The 13,858-nt window shown below is 72.1% G+C and carries 13 protein-coding genes, 1 pseudogene and 1 riboswitch; of the genes and pseudogenes, 9 read left to right on the top strand and 5 right to left on the bottom strand.

From position 1 onward, the window contains the following. Positions 1 to 163 precede the first annotated feature (163 nt). The gene (locus STRNI_RS17905; protein WP_018089740.1) at positions 164 to 1,084 is read left to right on the top strand and encodes a carbohydrate-binding protein; all 921 of its coding nucleotides are present in this window, start codon (positions 164 to 166) and stop codon (positions 1,082 to 1,084) included. Between the two features lie 101 nt (positions 1,085 to 1,185). Here STRNI_RS17905 and STRNI_RS17900 read toward each other — a convergent pair whose 3' ends face one another. The 3 genes from STRNI_RS17900 to STRNI_RS17890 form a co-directional block, all read right to left on the bottom strand. Further along, entirely contained in the window at positions 1,186 to 2,112 is a 927-nt protein-coding gene (locus tag STRNI_RS17900) for a 1-phosphofructokinase family hexose kinase (RefSeq protein WP_274737571.1), read from the bottom strand. 193 nt (positions 2,113 to 2,305) lie between these two features. Continuing rightward, positions 2,306 to 3,517, bottom strand: a complete 1,212-nt coding sequence (gene nagA, locus STRNI_RS17895) for an N-acetylglucosamine-6-phosphate deacetylase (RefSeq protein ID WP_159486789.1) — start codon at positions 3,515 to 3,517, stop codon at positions 2,306 to 2,308. Then, positions 3,517 to 4,473, bottom strand: a complete 957-nt coding sequence (locus STRNI_RS17890; RefSeq protein ID WP_093645075.1) for an ROK family protein — start codon at positions 4,471 to 4,473, stop codon at positions 3,517 to 3,519. Before STRNI_RS17890 ends, nagA begins: the two co-directional genes overlap by 1 nt. A gap of 226 nt (positions 4,474 to 4,699) precedes the next feature. On the opposite strand from STRNI_RS17890, the gene STRNI_RS17885 reads away from it, so the two are divergent. From STRNI_RS17885 to STRNI_RS17870, 4 genes are all read left to right on the top strand, one after another. Next, complete coding sequence (locus STRNI_RS17885) at positions 4,700 to 5,965, top strand: ABC transporter substrate-binding protein (RefSeq protein WP_159486787.1); 1,266 nt, start codon at positions 4,700 to 4,702, stop codon at positions 5,963 to 5,965. Positions 5,966 to 6,062: 97 nt separating this feature from the next. Beyond that, positions 6,063 to 6,350 carry a DUF3263 domain-containing protein gene (locus STRNI_RS17880; RefSeq protein ID WP_018089735.1) on the top strand — a complete coding sequence of 96 codons (288 nt, stop codon included), beginning with the start codon at positions 6,063 to 6,065 and terminating at the stop codon, positions 6,348 to 6,350. 97 nt (positions 6,351 to 6,447) lie between these two features. Continuing rightward, positions 6,448 to 7,338, top strand: coding sequence for a trehalose-phosphatase (gene otsB / locus STRNI_RS17875; RefSeq protein WP_266447615.1), 891 nt, complete (start codon positions 6,448 to 6,450; stop codon positions 7,336 to 7,338). 280 nt (positions 7,339 to 7,618) lie between these two features. After that, entirely contained in the window at positions 7,619 to 8,140 is a 522-nt protein-coding gene (locus STRNI_RS17870; protein ID WP_018089733.1) for a hypothetical protein, read from the top strand. A gap of 57 nt (positions 8,141 to 8,197) precedes the next feature. On the opposite strand, the gene STRNI_RS17865 is transcribed toward STRNI_RS17870, so the two are convergent. Continuing rightward, the gene (locus STRNI_RS17865; protein ID WP_277411583.1) at positions 8,198 to 9,661 is read right to left on the bottom strand and encodes an alpha,alpha-trehalose-phosphate synthase (UDP-forming); all 1,464 of its coding nucleotides are present in this window, start codon (positions 9,659 to 9,661) and stop codon (positions 8,198 to 8,200) included. 213 nt (positions 9,662 to 9,874) lie between these two features. On the opposite strand from STRNI_RS17865, the pseudogene STRNI_RS17860 reads away from it, so the two are divergent. Beyond that, positions 9,875 to 10,124, top strand: a pseudogene (locus STRNI_RS17860) (GntR family transcriptional regulator); the annotation flags it as partial. A 40-nt stretch (positions 10,125 to 10,164) separates the two neighbouring features. On the opposite strand, the gene STRNI_RS17855 reads toward STRNI_RS17860, so the two are convergent. Continuing rightward, positions 10,165 to 11,127 (bottom strand): glucosyl-3-phosphoglycerate synthase, encoded by a 963-nt coding sequence (locus STRNI_RS17855; RefSeq protein ID WP_266447611.1) that lies wholly within the window; start codon positions 11,125 to 11,127, stop codon positions 10,165 to 10,167. 172 nt (positions 11,128 to 11,299) lie between these two features. Further along, positions 11,300 to 11,460: riboswitch (SAM riboswitch) on the top strand. Positions 11,461 to 11,477: 17 nt separating this feature from the next. On the opposite strand from STRNI_RS17855, the gene thrC reads away from it, so the two are divergent. The 3 genes from thrC to STRNI_RS17840 all read left to right on the top strand — a co-directional run bounded on the left by thrC (position 11,478) and on the right by STRNI_RS17840 (position 13,742). Continuing rightward, positions 11,478 to 12,758 (top strand): threonine synthase, encoded by a 1,281-nt coding sequence (gene thrC / locus STRNI_RS17850; protein ID WP_018089728.1) that lies wholly within the window; start codon positions 11,478 to 11,480, stop codon positions 12,756 to 12,758. Between the two features lie 78 nt (positions 12,759 to 12,836). Then, positions 12,837 to 13,115, top strand: a complete 279-nt coding sequence (locus tag STRNI_RS17845; RefSeq protein ID WP_018089727.1) for a MoaD/ThiS family protein — start codon at positions 12,837 to 12,839, stop codon at positions 13,113 to 13,115. Positions 13,116 to 13,538: 423 nt separating this feature from the next. Continuing rightward, entirely contained in the window at positions 13,539 to 13,742 is a 204-nt protein-coding gene (locus STRNI_RS17840; protein WP_003986833.1) for a cold-shock protein, read from the top strand. Positions 13,743 to 13,858 lie beyond the last annotated feature (116 nt).

The raw sequence follows: 13,858 nt of genomic DNA, 5'->3' as shown, positions 1-13,858 counted from the left end.
ATCTTGTGGCCCTCCGGGCACGGTGTGCGCAGGCCGCGACGGGGTAGGCTGCGCCGATGCGGCGCGGCGCCGCCGGGGGCCCGAAAGACAGTTCGCGCATTGAAGCCTGCGGACGCGTAGAGACGCGTACAGACGCGCACAGATCGCTTGGGAGTGACACGGAATGACGGCCGGCAACAACGGCGCGGACACGCCGGAGAACGACGACCCGTTCGCCTACCTCTACCGCGCGGAAGGCGGCGAGGGCGGCGCCCAGGGCTCGGCGGGCGACGGTGCGGCGCCGCGGCAGCCGGGGGTCCCGCGTACGTCCTACAACCAGGTGCGCGCGGTCGGTCAGCGCCAGTACGGCCAGCAGGCCCCGCAGCAGGTGACGTACGGGCAGCAGAACGCCCACTACGCCGCACCGGAGACCCTGCCCGGCGGTGACCGCACGCGCTCCGCCCCGGCCCCGGGCAACGGCGGCCAGGAGCCGCGCCGCGGCCGCAACGGCCTGCTGATCGGCGCCGTCGCCGTGGTCGCGGTGGTCTGCATAGGCATCGGCGTCGCGATGCTCACCAACGGCAAGGACTCCAAGGACGAGAACGCGGGCAAGCCGGGGCCGACGGCGGGGGACACGGTCAAGCCCAGCGATGCGCCGACCAGCAAGCCGTCGGCCGGTGAACTCCCGAAGGGGGAGGCGGGCAGCCTGCGCCTGGAGGGTGGCCCGACGACCGCCAAGGAAGTCCCGGGTGCCCGCTCGGCGAGCGGCGTGTACGTCGCCGGGTTCAACCAGGTGGGCGCGAAGGTGCAGTGGACCTTGGAGGTCCCGCAAGAGGGCGACTACCGGCTGTATGTGCGCTACGGCATCCCCGGGGAAGACGCCAACGCGACGCTTGCGGTGAACAGCAAGCCGAACGGCCAGCCCCTCGGCATGAAGAACTTCATCCACTCCCCGAAGGGGGACTGGGAGAAGGGCTGGCAGACGACGTGGGCCCCGGTCACCCTGAACAAGGGGACCAACGTCATCGAGCTCTCGTGCGCGCAGGGCAATCAGTGCAATGCCAACCTCGACCAGCTCTGGCTGCAGCGCGGCGCCAAGAAGTAGGACGCGGCCTCTCGGTGTTTCGGCGTCTAGACGTCTCGGCGTCTCGTCCGGAAGTGATCGTTTTCCGGGGTCATGGCCGGAGCGGTCCGGCCGCCGCCCTCTCAGACCACCGCCGGATGGTCCGTCACCACCACGCGGGACAGCAGCTCTTCATACGTGGCCGCGTCGAACTCGCCCGCTGCCGGGGCCCGTACGGTCGCCGCGGACAGGGCCACCGCTCGGGTCAGCCGGTCCGGCCAGGGCAACTCCTCGACCAGGCCCGACAGAAGGCCGGCCACGGCTGAATCGCCGGCGCCGGTCGGGTTGCCGGCGATCCGCCGCGGCGGGGCGGCCTGCCAGGCGCCGTCGGCGGTCACCGCGAGCATGCCGTCCGGGCCCAGCGAGGCGGCCACTGCATGGGCGCCGCGGCGGCGGGCGTCACGGGCGGCGCGCAGCGGTTCGGTGCTGCCGGTGAGCGCGGCGAGTTCATCGGCGTTGGGCTTGGCGACGTCGGGGCGGGCGGCCAGCCCGCGGCGCAGCGGTTCGCCGCTGGTGTCGAGGAGGACCGGGACTCCGGCGCTGCGCGCGGCGCGGGTGAGGCGGGCGTAGACGTCGACCGGGACGCCCGGCGGGAGGCTGCCGCAGAGCGCCACCGCCCGTGCGTCGGCGAGCAGTTCGCGGTAGGTGCCGAGGAAGGTGTCCCATTCGGCGGGCGAGACGACCGGGCCCGGTTCGTTGAGCTGGGTGGTGTCTCCGGTGGCGGCGTCGGCGACGGCGACCGTGCGGCGGGTGGCGCCGCCGACCGGGACCAGCGCGTCGGTGACCTCGGTCTCGGCGAGCAGTGCGCGCAGCGCCGCGCCGGTGCCGCCGCCCGCGAAGCCGGTGGCGACCGTACGGTGGCCGAGCGCGGCCAGCACCCGGGCGACGTTCAGGCCCTTGCCGCCGGGGCGTTCGGACACTTCCGTGACCCGGTTCGTGGTGTGCGGGTGGAGCCGGGGCACGCGGTAGGTGATGTCCAGGGCGGCGTTCAGCGTGACCGTAAGGATCATGGTCGCCCCTCCGGGCAGTCATGGCCGGGCGGCCGGGCGTCGGGCAACCGCGTTCGGCGGTGGCATGCGGACAAGTGCGCGAGCGATCATGCCATCGTCGGTGGTGGTTGGCCCAGACCCGGTTGCGCCGCCCTGGGGGGCCACGGCCTGTAAGAGGGGCGGCCGTCCACGGTCCCGGTGCGCGGGCGGAGCCTCAGGCGCCCTTCGGGCGCACCAGCCACTCGCCCCGGCGCATGACGCCTACGACGTCGTATGACGCGTCCAGCACCACCAGGTCGGCGTCCTTGCCGGTCTGCAGGGAACCGGCCCGGCCGTCGATGCCCAAAAGGCGGGCAGGGTTGGCCGAAAGTGCCTGTACGGCCTGGTCGATCGTCAGGCCGTCGAGGGTGACGGCGCGTTTGAAGGCGCGGTCCAGGGTGAGGGTGGAGCCGGCGATCGAACCGGCCGTGGGGCCTTCGCTGATGCGCGCGACGCCGTCCTTGACCTCGACCTGCATCGGGCCGAGCGGATACATCCCGTCGTTCATACCGGCCGCGCCCATCGCGTCGGTGATGAACGCGACCCGCTCGGCGCCCGCCTCACGGACCGCCAGTTGCAGGACCGCGGGGTGCAGATGGGTGCCGTCGTTGATGAGCTCGACGGTGATCCGCTCGTCCTCCAGGAGCGCGGCGACCGGGCCGGGCGCGCGGTGGCCCAGCGCGGGCATCGCGTTGAAGAGGTGGGTGGCGACGGTGGCGCCCGCGTCGATGGCCTCGCGGGTGGCGTCGTAGGAGGAGTCGGTGTGGCCGACGGCGGCGATCACGCCCGCGTCGGCGAGCAGCCGTACGGACTCCAGGCCGCCGGGCAGTTCGGGGGCGACGGTCATCATCGACGTGGTGCCGTGCGCGGCGTCGAGGAGCTTGCGGACATCGGCCGGGTCCGGGTCGCGCAGCAGCTCGGGCTGGTGGGCGCCGCAGCGGTGCGGGGAGATGAACGGGCCCTCGAAGTGGATACCGGCCAGCTCGCCCTGCTGCACCAGTTCGGCCAGCACCGCGGCCTGCCGGGCGAGGTCGGGCAGTTCACCGGTGACGGTGGAGGCGACCATCGAGGTGGTGCCGTGCCGGCGGTGGGTCTCGACGACCGTCAGGCACTCCTCGGGGTCGGCGGACGAGAACGAGCCACCGCCGCCGCCATGGACATGCACATCGACGAAGCCGGGGACGATCAGGTGGCCCGTCAGGTCCACGACACTGCCGGACACCCCCTCGGCCAGATCGACGTCCCGGCTGTGGACATCGCCGATCAGGCCGCCCTCGACGGTGATCCGGCCGCGCTCGACCACACCGGACGGCCGGGCGATCCGGGCGCCGGCCAGGATGGTGCGCGGGGGGTCCGAGGGCCGCTGCGCGGACTGTTGCTGTGCCATCAGGCGGTTACCTCCGTGGAGAGAAGATCCCGGGCGAGCAGTCCTGCGCCCAGGCACCCGGCGGCGTCCCCGAGGGCCGCCGGAACGATCGAGGGGAGCCGCTGGAACGTAACGCGCCGGCGGACCGCTTCCCGCAGAGGTGTGAAGAGCGTGTCGCCCGCCTCGGCGAGCCCGCCGCCGATGATCAGCGTCTGCGGGTCGAGCAGGGTCAGTCCGGTGACCAGACCGTCGGCGAGGGCGTCCACGGCGCGCTGCCACACGGTGTGCGCCCGCGCGTCGCCGGACGCCACGGCCTTGGCCGCGTCCGCCGCGTTGGCCTGCGGATCTCCGCAGGCCGCCGCCCAGTCACGGCCGACCGCGGCGGCCGAGGCCAGCGTCTCCAGGCAGCCGCGCTGCCCGCAGCCGCACTCGCGCCCGCCGGGCCGTACGACGATGTGGCCGATCTCGCCCGCGCCGCCGTGGGCACCGGCCTCGATCCGGCCGCCGATGCCGATGGCGCCCGCGATCCCGGTGCCCAGGGGGACGAACAGGAAGCGGTCGGCGTCCCGGCCCGCGCCGATCCGGCCCTCGGCCAGACCGCCGGTGCGGACGTCGTGGCCGAGCGCGACCGGCACCCCGCCCAGCCGCTCGGACAGCAGGTCCCGCATCGGGACGTCCCGCCAGCCGAGGTTCGCGGCGTAGACGGCGGTGCCGGTGCGCTCGTCGACGATGCCGGGGACCGCGACACCGGCCGCCGCCGCGGGGGCGCCGTAGCGGGCCGTACCGAGGTCACGGAGCTCGGCGGCGAAGCCGAGGACGGCCTCGACCACGGCGTCGGGGCCGCGCTCGCGGCCGGTGGGGCGCCGCGCCTCGTACAGGAGCACAGGAGGTGTGCCCCCGGAGGACGCGGTGTCCACCCCCACGAGGGCGGCCTTCATCCCGGTGCCGCCCACATCCAGGGCGATGACGTGTCTCACGGGAACAGTTTTGCGCGATCCGGCCGGAAAGGTCTAGTCCACTCACCGGAGCGATCGGGCGGGACGGACGGCCGGAAGGCCGTTACCGGCGTGAACCGGGGGGTGGTGTAGACCTTGTAAAGAGGGCAGGGGAGACTCGCTGTTGATGCCGTTGGAGGGCGACCCCCGACACGGCCGGGGCATACCCGACAAGCACGGATTTTCAGAACAAAGGGCGGGAACAGCAGTGCAGCGGCGGTACTTGAGCCTGGCGGCGGCAATCGCCACCACCATGACACTGACTCTCACCGGCTGCGGCAGCGGCTCCGGTAGCGACGACGTCACCCTCAAACTGATCGCGGCGGACTACGGCGACAGCCGGTCCAACGGCTCCCAGCGCTACTGGGACGAGCTCGCGCGCGCCTTCGAGAAGAAGAACCCCGGCATCAAGGTCGATGTCGAGGTCTACAGCTGGACCGATGTCGACAAGAAGGTCGAGGACCTGGTCAAGGACGGCCACGCCCCGGACCTCGCCCAGATCGGTGCCTACGCCGACTACGCGGCCAAGGGCCAGCTCTACAGCGCCGACCAGCTGCTCTCCATCCCCACCCAGGCCGACTTCACCCCCTCCCTCGCGGAGGCCGGCGAGTACAAGCGGGTCCAGTACGGCATGCCGTTCGGCGCCAGCACCCGGCGGCTCTTCTACAACAAGAAGCTGTTCACCGAGGCCGGCATCACCAGCCCGCCGGAGAACTGGAACGACATCGCCCAGGACGCCCAGCTGCTGAAGGCGAAGGGCGTCAAGCTGCCCTTCGCACTGCCGCTCGGCCCGGAGGAGACCCAGGCCGAGACGATGCAGTGGATGCTCAGCGGTGGCGGCGGCTACACCGACGGCATCGGCAAGTACACGATCGACTCGCCGGAGAACGTCAGGACCTTCAAGTGGCTGAAGGAGAACCTCGTCGGCAAGGGCCTGACCGGCACCGACCCCGCCAAGCTCAACCGCGAGGACGCCTTCGAGCGCTTCGCCGACGGTGAGGTCGGCATGCTCAACGGCCACCCCACCCTGATGAAGCAGGCCGCGGCCAAGGGCATCGACTACGGCACCGTCGAGCTGCCCGGCTCCCACGGCAAGGCCAAGGCCACCATGGGCGTCGCCGACTGGATGATGGCCTTCAAACAGGGCGGCCACCGCGCCCAGGTCGGCAAGTTCCTCGACTTCGTCTACAGCAAGAAGAACGTCGAGAAGTTCTCCGGCGAATACGGCCTGCTGCCGGTCACCACCTCCGCCTCCCAGACGATGCTGGCCGACGACAAGTACGCCAAGTTCCACGGCTTCCTCAAGCAGCTCGCCAACGCCGAGTTCTACCCGGCGAACAAGACCTCCTGGCCGCTGGTCTCCAAGACCGTCAAGGCGAAGATGGGCGCCGCGGTCGGCCCGAGGGGCAACCCGGCCGGGGTGCTCACCGACATCCAGAACACCGCGGACGCGACGGACCAGAGCGCCGAATGACGCAGTGCGGGCGGGAGTACGGGCAGGCTGGCCGGCGCCCTGCGGCCGGGGCGACGGGCCGGGCCCTGTCCGACCGTGCGCTTATCGTGGAAGCGTGATGACGGGCGGTACGGCGGGTGCGGTCGGTCCGGGCGGCGAGCCCGGGGCCGACGGGCGCGCCCCGGGGCTCTCGGCCCGGGACGAGGCGGTGCTCGCCGTCGAGCGCCGCTCCTGGCCCGGCCCCGGCCCCAAGGAGCGCGCCATCCGCGAACAGCTCGGCATCTCCCCGACCCGCTACTACCAGCTCCTCAACGCCCTGCTGGACGACCCCCGCGCGCTCGCCCACGACCCCGTCACCGTCAACCGCCTGCGCCGCATACGGGACGCCCGCCGGGGCCGCCGCTGACCCGGGCGCCCCGGCCGCCGCCCCGATGCGCCCGTACACCCCCGGCTGCCGCCGGAGCTCCCCCCGGCGCCCGCCCCGCGCCGGTAGGGTCGGCGCCATGGGCAGCCCCCCGAACGCCGCGCCGCAGTCCCAGCCGACACCCGGATCCGTGCCGACCCCGCACACCCCCGCCGGCCGCGACGGCCTCGCCGCACTGCTGGCACACCCGGAACGCGCCGTCATCGCCCTCGACTTCGACGGCACCCTCGCCGAGATCGTCCCCGACCCGGAGAAGGCCCGCGCCCATCACGGCGCCGTCGCCGCCCTCGGCCGCCTGGTGCCCCGGCTGCACGCCGCCGCGGTGATCACCGGCCGCCCGGCCACCGTCGCGGTCCGCCTCGGCGGCTTCGCGGACGTACCCGGCCTGGACCACCTCACCGTCCTCGGCCACTACGGCGCCGAGCGCTGGGAGGCGGCCACCGGCACCGTCCACGCCCCCGCCCCGCACCCCGGTGTCGCCGCCATACAGGCCGAACTCCCCGGCGTCCTGGACGCCTCCGGCGTCTGGCACGGCACCTGGATCGAGACCGCCATCGAGCGCAAGGGCGGCCGCGCCATCGCCGTGCACACCCGCCGCGCCACCGACCCCCAGGACGCCTTCGACCAGCTGCGCGGCCCGCTCACCGCGCTCGCCGAACGCCACGGCCTGATCGTCGAACCGGGCCGCCTCGTCCTGGAACTCCGCCCGCCCGGCATGGACAAGGGCGTCGCCCTCGCCGAATGGGTCCGCGAGACCGGCGCCGCCACCGTCCTCTACGCCGGTGACGACCTCGGCGACCTCGCCGCCTTCGCCGCCGTCGAAAAACTCCGCTCCGACGGCCTGGCCGGCGTCCTGGTCTGCAGCGGCAGCAACGAGGTCACCGAACTCGCCGAACGCGCCGACCTGGTCGTCGACGGCCCGGCCGGTGTCGTCGGACTGCTCGCCGCCCTGGCCGAGCGGCTGGACTAGGGGCGGAGCCGGGGCGCGCCCGTGAGGTGCCCGGCCCACCGGCCCATCACTGCGGCCTGCCCGGCCCTGGGGGACCGGCCTGGCGACCCTGAGTCACTGGTCCCAGGCGGCCCTGAGCACCGGCCCCGGGCGGCCGGCCCTGTGACGTACGTCCTGTCGCCGCTCGGAGGGCCGCCTTACGCTGGCCGGCCACGCGCGCCCCGAGCGCGCCGAGTGCTCGCGACCGGGTCACACCCAGGTGACAGAACGACGGCGGGCACGTGTGAAGGACGGTTTCCCCATGCCAACCGATCTCTCGCCCGTCATCGCTGCCTCCACCCGCTGGCTGCTGTCGGCCTTCCCGCCGGCGGGCGGCCCGCTGGACCATGCCCTGGCCGAAGCCCAGGCGAGTCACGCGGTCACCATCGCCGCGGCGCTGCGCTACCCCACCGCGCTCGACGCCGAACTGCTGCACCTGCTCGGCCCCGGCGGCTCCGCCCGGCTGGACTCGGTCACCGGTGCCGATGCCCACCCCCTGGAGGGCGCCGCCCACGCCTGGCGCACCTCGGTCGACGAAACCGTCGTCAGCTGGGCGGCCTGTCTGCTGGCCGACGCCGAGCTCGCCGTCGTGGCAGCGGCCTGCCTGGCCGCCACCCACCACGGTGCGCACGGCGTGGGCGACGCCCGTCGGCTGACGATTCCCAGCCCTCGCGATCAGCGCGCCGCGCCGCTGCTGCGCCACCCGGACCTGCTCGGCCCCATCGCCGCCCTCCACCGCGAGGTTCTGCACGCCCTTCTCGGCACCGCCCCGGTCGACAGCTGATCCGCGCGCAGGTCACCACGGTCCCCGCCCGCGGGAACGGTCGTCGCCGAAGACGCTTCAGCGGGCGTCCACCCTCGGAGTGACCTCCTTCAGCGCCCGCAACTGCTTCAGGAACCACTGCGCGGGCGGCAGCGCCGTGGCGGCCGCGGCGAGCCGTGCCGTGCGCTCGCTGCGTTCCCCGGCGTCCATCGTCAGCGCCTCGTGGAGCGCCCGTGCGGTGCCGCTGACGTCGTACGGATTGACGGTGAGGGCGTCCTGCCCCAGTTCCTCGTGGGCGCCCGCCTCCCGGGAGAGCACCAGCGCACAGCCCTGGTCGGAGACCACCGGGATCTCCTTCGCGACCAGGTTCATCCCGTCCCGGATCGGGTTGACCAGCGCCACGTCCGCCAGGCGGTACGCGGCCAGCGAGCGCGCGAAGTCGTCCTTGACGTGCAGCACGACGGGCTGCCAATCCGCCGTCCCGTACTCGGAGTTGATCGCCTCGGCGACCCGCCCGACCTCCGCCGTGTACTCCCGGTAGACGGCCAGGTCCTGGCGTGAGGGATAGGCGAACGCGACATGCACCACGCGCTCGCGCCACGACGGGTGTTCCGCAAGGAGCTGCCGGTAGGCGAGCAGCCCCCGCACGATGTTCTTCGACAGCTCGGTCCGGTCCACCCGGACGACGGTCTTGCGCACCGCCCCGTCGGGCCCCGTGCCGATCTGCTCCCGCAGGGTGGACAGCCGCTCGGCGACATCCTCCTGCTGCGACCGCTCACGCAGGAACCCGGCGTCCGCCCCGAGCCCGTACACGCCGATCCGGGTGTCGCCCGTGCCGCCGACTACCGCGGCGCAGCACGCGGCGAACGCCTCCGCCCAGCGACGGGTGAGGAACCCCAGCTGGTCGGCGCCCAGCATGCCCTCCAGGAGCTGCCGTGCGATGTCGTCCGGCAGCATCCGGAAGTACTCCGGCGGCGCCCACGGCGTGTGCGAGAAGTGCGCGATCCGTACGTCGGGCCGCAGGGTGCGCAGCATCCCCGGCACCAGGGCCAGGTGGTAGTCCTGCACCAGCACCGCCGCACCCTCGGCGGCCTCTTCGGCCAGCGCCTGGGCGAAAGCGCGGTTGTAGCTCTCGTAGGACGCCCACTGCGCCCGGAACTCCGCGTCGAAGACCGGTTCCAGCGGTGTCTGGTACAGCATGTGGTGGACGAACCACAGCGCGGAGTTCGCGATGCCGTTGTAGGCGGCGGTGTACACCTCGGCGGGAATGTCCAGCATCCGGACGCGTTGTCCACCGGTGTCGCCCGGGTCCAGCCCGCCACCCGTCCGCCGTACGGCCTCCCGGTCACCGTCCCCGAGCGCGGCACACACCCACACCGCCTCGGCATCGGACCCGATGGCCGACAGCCCGGAGACCAGCCCGCCCCCGCCCCGCTTGGCGGTCAGCGTCCCGCCCTCCTCCAGGGCGTACGAGACCGGTCCGCGATTGGACGCCACAAGAACCTCGGCACCCGCAGGGGCCGCACTGCGCTCGGAAGCCATGTCGCGACAGTAACCCGCTACAGATCCGCGCAAACGTACGGAAGCGGTCAAGGGGCGCGGGCCCGGGTGTGCTCCTCGGTCGCCTCCCGGCAGGAACGCGTCGACCGGCCACGACGGCTCACCCTCGGCGGGTTCCGGGTGCCTGCACCCGAGACGGTCGCCCCGGCTGCGGGCGATGCGCAGCGAGTCGCCGAGCGCGCCCGTCAAGCAACAGACTCTGTCATCGTGCGGCGGCGCAGATTCGTGCTCGACGGTAAGCCGGTGATGCTCTCCACCTCCTGCCTCCCCGCCGATCTCGTCGCGGGATCAGCGATCACACAGCCGGATACCGGGCCCGGCGGCACGTACGCCCGTCATTCTCATCAGCCGCACGGCGATGACTGCGGGCGGGCGCACGGTAGAGGCCAACGAGATGCTCCTCGACTCGTCTGCCTACGTGTTGGAGTACGGCTTCGACGCCTGAGGGCTCAGGCCGCGCGAGGGGGCCCGGGCCGCGCGGGCGCTCAGGCCGCTCGTCGCGCCGCGTACTCCGGGATTTCGGCCATTGGGGGGCGCTCCTCGGTGTCCACTTCCGTCGTGCGGGGGACGAAGCCCTCGTCGCCGCGGTCGAACTGGGTGAGGCGGGGGCGGACCAAGTGGCCGCGGGTCAGGCGTAGTTGGGCGGTGCGGTAGATGGCGGCGGCCATCCGGCCCAGGGCCTGGCCGTCCTGGTGGCGGTGTTTGCGTACGCCGACGTCCACCTGGGCGAGGGCGTCGAGGCCGACGGTGTGCAGGGCGTCGACGAGCAGGCCGAGCTCCACGCCGTAGCCGACGGGGAACGGCAGCCGTTCCAGGAGGGAGCGGCGGGCCGCGTACTCGCCGCCCAGGGGCTGGACGAAGCCGGCCAGCTGCGGCCAGTGGAGATTGAGGAGGGGGCGGGCGACAAGCTCCGTCACCCGGCCGCCCTGTCCGGCCCCGGCGCCCTCGCCGCCGGTCTCCAGCGGGCGGTCGTACATCGCCTTCACGAATTGGATGTCCGGATCCGTCAGCAGCGGGCCGATGATCCCGGAGACGAAGGCGGGGGAGAATTCGCGCAGGTCGGCGTCGATGAAGCAGATGATGTCGCCGGTGGTGGCCAGGAGGGAGCGCCACAGCACCTCGCCCTTGCCGGGGAGGGCGGGCAGGCGCGGGAGGACGCTGTCGCGCGACACGACCCGGGCGCCGGCCGCCGCGGCGACCTCGGCGGTGCGGTCGGTGGAACCGGAGTCCAGCACCACCAGCTCATCGACGAGCGGGACCGCCTCGGTCATCAGCTCGGCACGGATCACCGCCACGATCGCCCCGACCGTGGCCTCCTCGTCGAGCGCGGGCAGCACCACGCTGACCGTACGGCCCGTCTGGCGCTTCGCCTCCAGCAGCTGCCCCAGCGGGCGGTCCGCGGCGGACCAGGAGTGGCTGCTCAGCCAGCCCTCCACCTCTTCCAGCACGTCTACGACTCCTCGGTCGCCGCCCGATCGGCGGTCTGTGTGATCCATCTCGCGGTTCGGACGACTATCTCAACTGTCAGTGCCTTCGGTTACAGTCTTGAACAACGCGGATGACCGTCGCATGTCGGGGTCGCCGCGCCACAAACGCCTGGGTTTCGGCCCAGCGCCATACCGCTCATCCAGAGGGGCAGAGGGATACGGCCCGTTGAAGCCCCGGCAACCCTCCAGCCGGTCTTGCCGCCAGGACGCTGACGTCCCGTGCGCGTGAGGCTCCCGGCTAGGGAAGGTGCCAAATCCGTCTCGTGGCGAGATTCGTCGCGAGGAAGATGAGGAGAAAGGGCCTCGCCTCCATGGCTGTGCAAGTCACCGAAAACACCCCCACCGTCGCTCTGGGCCCCGCCGCAGCCCTGTCCTGCCGCGAGTGCGGACAGCGCTTCCCGCTCGGCCCGATCTTCGCGTGCCAGGAGTGTTTCGGGCCGCTCGAAGTCGCGTACGACCTGCCGAGCGGCGACCCCGAGAGCCTGCGGAAGCAGATCGAGGCCGGTCCGAACAACATCTGGCGCTACGCCCCGCTGCTGCCCGTCCCCACCGACGTGGCCGACAAGCCCAACCTGAACCCCGGCTTCACCAAGCTCGTCCAGGCCGACCGGCTCGCCGCCGAGCTGGGCGTCACCGGCGGGCTGTACGTCAAGGACGACTCGGGCAACCCGACGCACTCCTTCAAGGACCGCGTCGTGGCGATCGCCGTCGAGGCCGCCCGCGCCTTCGGCTTCACCACCCTCTCCTGCTCCTCCACCGGCAACCTCGCCGGTGCGGTCGGCGCCGCGGCGCGCCGCGCGGGCTTCAAGTCCTGCGTCTTCATCCCGCACGACCTGGAGGCCGGCAAGGTCGTCATGGCCGCGGTCTACGGCGGTGACCTGGTCGGCATCGAGGGCAACTACGACGACGTCAACCGCTTCTGCTCGGAGCTCATCGGCGACCCGCTGGGTGAGGGCTGGGGCTTCGTCAACGTCAACCTGCGGCCGTACTACGGCGAGGGTTCCAAGACGCTCGCGTACGAGATCTGCGAGCAGCTGGGCTGGAAGCTCCCGGACCAGATCGTGATCCCGATCGCGTCCGGCTCGCAGCTCACGAAGATCGACAAGGGGCTCAAGGAGCTGATCGCCCTCGGCCTGGTCGAGGACAAGCCGTACAAGATCTTCGGCGCCCAGGCGGAGGGCTGCTCGCCGGTGTCCACGGCCTTCAAGGCCGGACACGAGGTCGTGCGCCCGCAGAAGCCGGACACCATCGCCAAGTCGCTGGCGATCGGCAACCCGGCCGACGGTCCGTACGTGCTCGACATCGCGCGCCGTACGGGCGGTGCCGTGGAGGATGTCAACGACGAGCAGGTCGTCGACGCGATCAAGCTGCTGGCCAGGACGGAAGGGATCTTCGCGGAGACCGCGGGCGGAGTGACCGTCGGCGTGACCAAGAAGCTGATCGAGGAAGGTCTGCTCGACCCGTCCCTGACCACCGTCGTCCTGAACACCGGTGACGGCCTCAAGACACTTGACGCGGTCGCCCCGACCTCCGGGCCCACGGCCACGATCCGTCCGAACCTGGACGCGTTCCGCGCGGCCGGCCTCGGCTGAGGCCGCCGGCCCGTCCGGCGGACGAGGCCGCGCCACAGCCCCCCGAACTCGTACTCCGTACCCCTGGAAGGCAGAACCATGAGCGTCAAGGTCCGCATCCCCACCATCCTCCGCACGTACACCGGTGGCCAGGCCGAGGTCCCCGCCGAGGGCGCGACCCTCTCCGAGGTGATCGCCGACCTGGAGCAGAACCACCAGGGCATCGCGGCCCGTGTGCTGGACGACGCCGGCAAGCTGCGCCGCTTCGTGAACGTGTACGTCAACGACGACGATGTGCGCTTCGAGCAGGGCCTGGAGACGCCGACCCCGGACGGCGCCGGCATCTCGATCATCCCGGCCGTGGCCGGCGGCTGCTGATTTGCGCCAACTCTTCTCCTGCATGACCGGAATTGCCCCGTCCGCCGGAAAGCGGACGGGGCAATTCCGTGTTGTGAAAGGAGATACCATTGGGGTGATCCCCCTCCGGATATCACCGTGAGCGTGCCGAACGCATATGTGTTCGCGGTCAGTTGTGTCCAAAGTGTGGGCGGTATTTGTCGCCTAGGTGCGCTATGCCCGGCCCGACTTGCCCTGGAGAACCAGGATTTCGCCGCATATTGCCGATTCTCCGGCGCCAGATTTCTCGTCCGATTGACCTGTTGCTCTGGGCATCTGTGCAGATACATTCAGCGGCGGTCGACGCGTTCCGGCGCACACCCCACGGGCCTTTCGCGGGGTGAGGTCTGACCCGGGTCCGCGGAGTGCGGTCCTGCGCAAGGGCCAGTAATAGGGGAGTTAGGCATGGCTCAGGGCACCGTCAAGTGGTTCAACGCGGAGAAGGGGTACGGCTTCATCGCGGTCGACGGTGGTGCGGATGTTTTCGTCCACTACAGCGCGATCCAGATGGACGGCTACCGCACCCTTGAGGAGGGTCAGCGAGTCGAGTTCGAGATCTCGCAGGGCCAGAAGGGGCCGCAGGCGGACATGGTCCGGGTGGCCGGCTGAGGCGCCGACCAACTACTGCGTGAGGAAGGCCCGTACCCCTGAGGGGGGTACGGGCCTTCGGCTGTGCGCCCACCCGTCGCCCGACCGCCGCCCCTCAACGACGCCCCTCCGGGCGG

This window comes from Streptomyces nigrescens (assembly GCF_027626975.1).
Lineage (GTDB): Bacteria > Actinomycetota > Actinomycetes > Streptomycetales > Streptomycetaceae > Streptomyces > Streptomyces nigrescens.
This window is presented reverse-complemented; position numbering and strand designations above follow the sequence as displayed.

Excerpts from the sequence above, each read along its gene's own strand:
- STRNI_RS17905 (WP_018089740.1), top strand. The coding sequence starts at position 164 with ATGACGGCCGGCAACAACGGCGCGGACACGCCGGAGAACGACGACCCG.
- STRNI_RS17900 (WP_274737571.1), bottom strand. The coding sequence starts at position 2,112 with ATGATCCTTACGGTCACGCTGAACGCCGCCCTGGACATCACCTACCGC.
- nagA (WP_159486789.1), bottom strand. The coding sequence starts at position 3,517 with ATGGCACAGCAACAGTCCGCGCAGCGGCCCTCGGACCCCCCGCGCACC.
- STRNI_RS17880 (WP_018089735.1), top strand. The coding sequence starts at position 6,063 with ATGACGGGCGGTACGGCGGGTGCGGTCGGTCCGGGCGGCGAGCCCGGG.
- otsB (WP_266447615.1), top strand. The coding sequence starts at position 6,448 with ATGGGCAGCCCCCCGAACGCCGCGCCGCAGTCCCAGCCGACACCCGGA.
- STRNI_RS17870 (WP_018089733.1), top strand. The coding sequence starts at position 7,619 with ATGCCAACCGATCTCTCGCCCGTCATCGCTGCCTCCACCCGCTGGCTG.
- STRNI_RS17865 (WP_277411583.1), bottom strand. The coding sequence starts at position 9,661 with ATGGCTTCCGAGCGCAGTGCGGCCCCTGCGGGTGCCGAGGTTCTTGTG.
- thrC (WP_018089728.1), top strand. The coding sequence starts at position 11,478 with ATGGCTGTGCAAGTCACCGAAAACACCCCCACCGTCGCTCTGGGCCCC.
- STRNI_RS17845 (WP_018089727.1), top strand. The coding sequence starts at position 12,837 with ATGAGCGTCAAGGTCCGCATCCCCACCATCCTCCGCACGTACACCGGT.
- STRNI_RS17840 (WP_003986833.1), top strand. The coding sequence starts at position 13,539 with ATGGCTCAGGGCACCGTCAAGTGGTTCAACGCGGAGAAGGGGTACGGC.